Origin of the sequence: Quadrisphaera sp. RL12-1S (assembly GCF_014270065.1) — a bacterium.
Classification (GTDB): domain Bacteria; phylum Actinomycetota; class Actinomycetes; order Actinomycetales; family Quadrisphaeraceae; genus Quadrisphaera.
This window is the reverse complement of record NZ_JACNME010000024.1, coordinates 1-5,376: the sequence shown is the minus strand read 5'-3', so window position 1 is coordinate 5,376 and position 5,376 is coordinate 1. Positions and strand designations below refer to the sequence as shown.

Here is a 5,376-nt window from a genome sequence, read left to right as displayed (position 1 = left end):
TTGGGACGCCACCAACGTCTGGCTGAAGGACAAGTCCGCTGCCCTCACCGGCAAGGGCTTCGTCTTCGGTGGCAAGGCCGCCGTCTCCGACGGCCAGGTCACCTCCGCCCAGTCCGCTGCCCAGACCGCCGCTGTCGCGGCCGGCATGGTCGTCACGGCTGTGAGCAACAGCGGCTTCTCCTACGCAGACGCGGCCTCGCAGAGCGCCAAGAAGGTGTCCTACAAGAGCACTGACAAGTACATGGTGAGCGGCACCGCTGCTACCCAGGGCGCCTTCGTCGCCGTGCTCTCCGTCGGGGCCACCGTCTCGATTGCGACGAACGCTGACGGTTCCGTCTCCTACTCGGCGACGCCCGTTCCCACGACGGGTTACAGCTCGGGCATGATCGGCGCCTACAACACCGCCGCCGGCACCACCACCCTCTCGGTGGTCGAGCCCATCACCGGCCAGGCGCTGCCCTTCCTGAGCGCCACGGCGACGTCTTACAACTACACGACGGGTGGCGCCTACGTCGCCTACACGGTGGACGGCCAGAACGTCTCCCAGGGCATCTTCGAGGGTGCGCTGAGCCTTGGAGACTCGATCACCGTCAAGGGGACCGGCGCGGACCTGAACAACATCCGCACCGTCGCCCTCACCAGCGGCAGCCTCTCCGGCACCGTCGCTGCGGTGACCCCCGGCTCCGGCGCCAATGCCGGTGCTGTCACGGCCTTCACGATCAAGACGACGGCCGGTGCGGTTCTTGGTCCGGTGACCCCGGCTGCGGGGGACACCGTGTCGATTGACGGCACGGCTTCTACCCAGGCGGCTCTGGTCGGCTCGGGTGCCGTGGGAGCCTCCACCGCCAGCCCGGTCTCCGTGGGCGACCAGGTCACCTTCTCGAAGGCTGGCGGTGTCCAGAAGTTCGCCCTGGTGAACTCGGCGCCGAGCAAGCTGAGCGGCGTCGTCGCTGACCGAGTGACTATTGCCGGCACCACGACCCTGCTCTCCGCGGGTACGGGACTCACCTACTGGTCGCCCGCTGGTACTCCGACGCTGGTGAACTACAGCAACGGCATCCGCTACGTCATTGATGGCACCATTGCGTCGCAGACCGACTTCGTCGCCGCGGCCACCCCAGGCGACTACGTGGTCTACCAGCCTGCTGACACCACCACGAACACCGCAGCCTCGCTGACCCTCACGAGCAAGCCGCTCACTGGCACGATCAACATCAATGACGTCAACTCGGCCACCCACAAGGTGAGCGTGGCGGACTCCGACGGCGACACGGTGGCGACGCTCCTCGACTACAGCGTCGTCACGAGCGTCTTCGCCGCAGGCACGGGCAGCACCGTCTACACGATCGATGGGACGACGGCGACCCTGGCCCAGTTCGACGCCATGGTGAACCGTGTCCAGACCGGCGCCCGCCAGGGCAGCGTGCAGGTGTCGATCTCCAACGGGACTGTTACCTGGGCGCTGGCGACGACGAACTTCTCGGCCGCGCCGGCCATCGTCTCGCTGACGAAGAACAGCAGCGGTGAGCTGGTGGTCACCTTCAACAAGGCAATCACCCGGGCGGGTTCGGCCGCCGTCGGCGACTGGACGGTCACCGGCGCTGGCTTCACTGCCGCCGGCAGCCCCGCCATCTCGTGGAACGCCAACGGGACGGTGGCGACCTTCACCGGCTCCACGGTCGGCACCGGCGCAGTGAACGTTGTTCCGGCCAATGCCGCCAAGGCCGCTCTCTACACCGACACCTACGGTTCCACGGTCGGCACGAGCAGCATCTCCGCGACTTTCTGATAGAAGTCGTCTGACAGAACGGGCCGGGACCTTCGGGTCCCGGCCCGTTCTGCGTTAAGCCGCTTTTCTTCGACCGGAGAGCACGCATTGTTGATGTGGAACACCCGACGACGTGGACTCCTTCGCTTGCCTCTTGTCCGGCTCATCGCATTTGAGGGTGCAGCAGCGGCCTGAACCCGCCGGCCTCCAGCAGCGACCGGGCGATGTAGTTGGTCAGATTCCGGAACCCGAGCGCTGAACCGCGCAGGTGCTCCAGGCCGCCGTTGATCGCCTCGGTCGGCCCGTTGCTCGTGCCGGGGCGGTCGAAGTAGGCCAGCACGTCCACCGCCCGCTGGGTCAGCGTCCGCCCCAGCCGCGTCAGCTCCACCAGCTGCGCAGGTACATCCTTCGTCAGCGTCTCGATCAGCGTGGCCAGCGCCCGGCGGCCCGCGCCGCGCTCGGGGTCGCGGTAGGCCGCCACCATCTGCTGGTACTCCCCCGCAAGCGGGAGGTGCCCCCAGCTCCAGGTGACCTCCACCTCGGCGTGGACGTCTGCGTGGCCCTGTCCCTGGGCGGTGGTGTCGAACAGCGCCTCCAGCTTCGTGCGCTGGCGCTCGGTGAGCAGCTCGATCCCGGTGTGCAGGACCCGCCGGGCCGCGTACAACGGATCCCCCGCGCGGCCCCGGTGCCCGTGTTGTCGATCGGCAGGTGCTGCTGGACCCGACGCCGGCAGGAGTCCAGGGCGTCCCCGGCCAGGCGCACCACGTGGAAGGGATCCATCACCGCGGTCGCCTCGGGCAGCTCGGCGCTGGTGGCGGTCTTGAAGCCGGCGAACCCTGGGGTACCTCCCGCTTGCGGGGGACCATGGCCACCACCTCGATGCCGTCGCGCCAGACCTGCGCACGGGCGGCCAGCCACGCCGCGAACACCGACTTCGAGCGACCCTCCACCATGTTGATCGTCGGCCCAACAGGCGGGCGGGGCCGGTGCCGTCCCGCACGGGAGTCAGATCGATCACGAGTCGATCAACTGGTGACGTCCCTGTCCCCGCGGCGGGTGTGGCGCCACACGTGCTCATCGACCCCGATCGATCAGCTGGACCGCGACGCCGTCGAAGCGGGCTGGGTCGGCGATCAGGACCCGCTGCCCCTCGGCCAGGACCGCGGCATTCGCGGTGTGCCAGGACACCGCGAGGGCCTCGGCGACGCGGGCGACGGTGAGGTGCTGGACCACCAGGGCGCGAAGTGCCCACGTCAGGGCGGTGCGCGTCAGCTTGGCGCGAGGCTCGGCGGCGGCGGTGGTGTCTTGGCGCCAGGACCGTCCGCAGCCGGTGCACACGTAGCGGACCAGCCTCAGCTGGACCGTGGTGGGTCGGTGCCCGAAGGGGACGTGAGCCAGTCGGCGGGTGACGGTGCCGCGGGGGCGGCCCTGGCAGGCGCAGCGTCGGCACCAGCGGTCAGCGTCGGCGGCGTCGGGGTCGGGCACGAGGTCGCAGGCCAGGACAGCGCGGTCGGGTTCGAGGCGCTGGCCGGTGATGCGCAGGCCGAGGGTGTCCAGGCCGGTGAACGTGGTCAGGTCAGGGTCGTCGAAGGTAGCGTCGAGCGCGTCGAGGTCCTCTGGATGGGCTGTGTGAGAGCTCCCATCCTCGGAGGGCCTCGACCTCTAGATGATCACCGGGGCGACGGCGCCTGGACCCTCAACTGCGAAGAGCCACTTTCATGGAGGCACTGGTGTGCCCCGGTCTCGGTGGACAGGAATAACTGGAATTAAGGGCCTTCTCGACCGAGGAGGTACGCGTGGGACGACGTGGCTACTCGCCAGTCCCAGATTCGGCGGAGATAGCAGAACGGGCCGGGACCCGAAGGTCCCGGCCCGTTCTGCTATCCAGCGAGGATCAGGCGACCGAGATGGTCAGCGCCCAAACCAGCTTGGTGCCGCTCTGGCTGAGAGCAACAGTGCCCGTCGCCCCACCCGCGGCGATCGAGTTGAGCGCCGCCTCGAACTGAGCCTGGGTCTTGCTAACACCGTTCACCGTGTAGGTGGGGGTGCCGGACAGACCCAGCAGGGAGGAGGAGGTGTAGTTGACGGCCGTACCAAGGGACGTCGTCGAGTTGGTCCCTGCGGAGAAGACGCCGAGCAGCGTGCTGCCGGTGTTCACCGCGGCACCGTTCACGGAACCGCTGTAGCCCGTGTTGGTGAGAGCCAGCGATGACTTCGTGCCGGTTGCAACGTCCTGCGCCTGGTAGGCCACGACGTCGCCCTGCGTGATCGCCGACTGCACGTCGGTGACACTGGCGAGTGAGCCATCCACCGTGTAGGTGACACCACCAATTCCAGTCACTGTTGCGGCGGAGCTGACGGACGCCGAGGTGTCCCAGGTGATCGTGTAGGTCTTGTCGTCAGCCCCCTGGGCGATGGTTGCTGTGCGGCCGGAGAACTTTGCCTCCAGAGCAGCCTTCAGGTTCGTCATGAAGGTGGCCTGGTTACCGCCAACGGCAACCTCCGCGTAGGTGTACGGGCCAGAGCCGTAGGTGAGCTCGACGTAGGCCGTGCTCTTCCAAGGCGAAGAGCTCAGCGTCAGCGTGTCCACCTGAGCCACCGGTCCGGTGCTGTTGTAGTTGGTGGTCGTCGCGTAGGTGCTGCTGCCCAGGGTCACGTTGCTGGCAGGGACCGAAAGGTTGGTCTTGGCGTCGATGTAAGTCACGGTCTGCAGACGGCCATTCAGCAGCGTCACGCTGGAGATCTGCCCGTTGGCGACCGGCGGGGCCGCGTTGGACAGGGCGAAGCTGGCCACGCCACCGGACTTCGAGAAGACGACCTTGTCGCCGTTCGACAGAGCACCGGTCACGTCCGCGACCGTCGACGTGGCCTTGCCGTCAACGGTCATCGTGTCGCTGCTCAGCGGCACCGGGACAGACACGACTGCGCCACTGTCGAGCAGCAGGCTGACGTTGGAGCCAACACCGGTCCAGCTGGTCACGGAACCGCTCACGGAGCCGTTCTTGAGCGCAACGGTCTGGATGTTGCTGGCGGAGCTGCCATCGCCCGTGACGGTGATGGTGTCACCGACATTGACGGAGCTGGCGAAGATGCTCTGCGAGACGGCCGAGCCATCAATCGTGAAGACGCGGTAGGTGCCCGACGCGAAAGAAACGGTGTTGAGCGAAGTGTTCGTCACCGGCTCGACGATGCTGGCGTTCGTCCCGGCCACAACACCCACAATGCCGGTGTTGTAGTCGTCAGCGGTCTTGCTGACCAGCTTGTAGGTGATGACGCCGTTGGAGTCCTTGCTCCAGGAGACGAGGTCACCAGCGCTCAGAGCGGCCTGGAACACCCCGATCGTCGCCTTGTTGCCGTCAACGAAGAAGACGTTGTCGCTGGTGAGCGTCACGCTCACCGCCGCCTTCTTGCTGGCGTCGGCGTACCACAGCTTGGCGCCGTCGATGCCGCGGGTCACCGTGTAGTTGACGACGGCAGCGACGGACTGCGCAGCACCCTGGGCGGAGGTGACCTGGCCGTCGGAGACGGCGGCCTTGCCACCGAAGACGAAGCCCTTGCCGGTGAGGGCAGCGGCGTGGTCCTTCAGCCAGACGTTGGTGGCGTCCCAG

Annotated in this window: 2 protein-coding genes and 1 pseudogene; 1 reads left to right on the top strand and 2 read right to left on the bottom strand. The window is 67.5% G+C overall.

All coding sequences use genetic code 11. The annotated features are described in order from the left end of the window. On the top strand, positions 1-1,789 hold a 1,789-nt coding region (locus tag H7K62_RS21385), incomplete at its 5' end, for a beta strand repeat-containing protein (RefSeq protein ID WP_186722570.1). Positions 1,790-1,931: 142 nt separating this feature from the next. Here H7K62_RS21385 and H7K62_RS21380 read toward each other — a convergent pair. Both H7K62_RS21380 and H7K62_RS21375 read right to left on the bottom strand, forming a co-directional pair. Then, positions 1,932-3,343 (bottom strand): annotated as a pseudogene (locus H7K62_RS21380) (ISL3 family transposase). Positions 3,344-3,662: 319 nt separating this feature from the next. Continuing rightward, positions 3,663-5,376: hypothetical protein (locus H7K62_RS21375; protein WP_186722569.1), on the bottom strand; the 1,714-nt coding region annotated here is incomplete at its 5' end.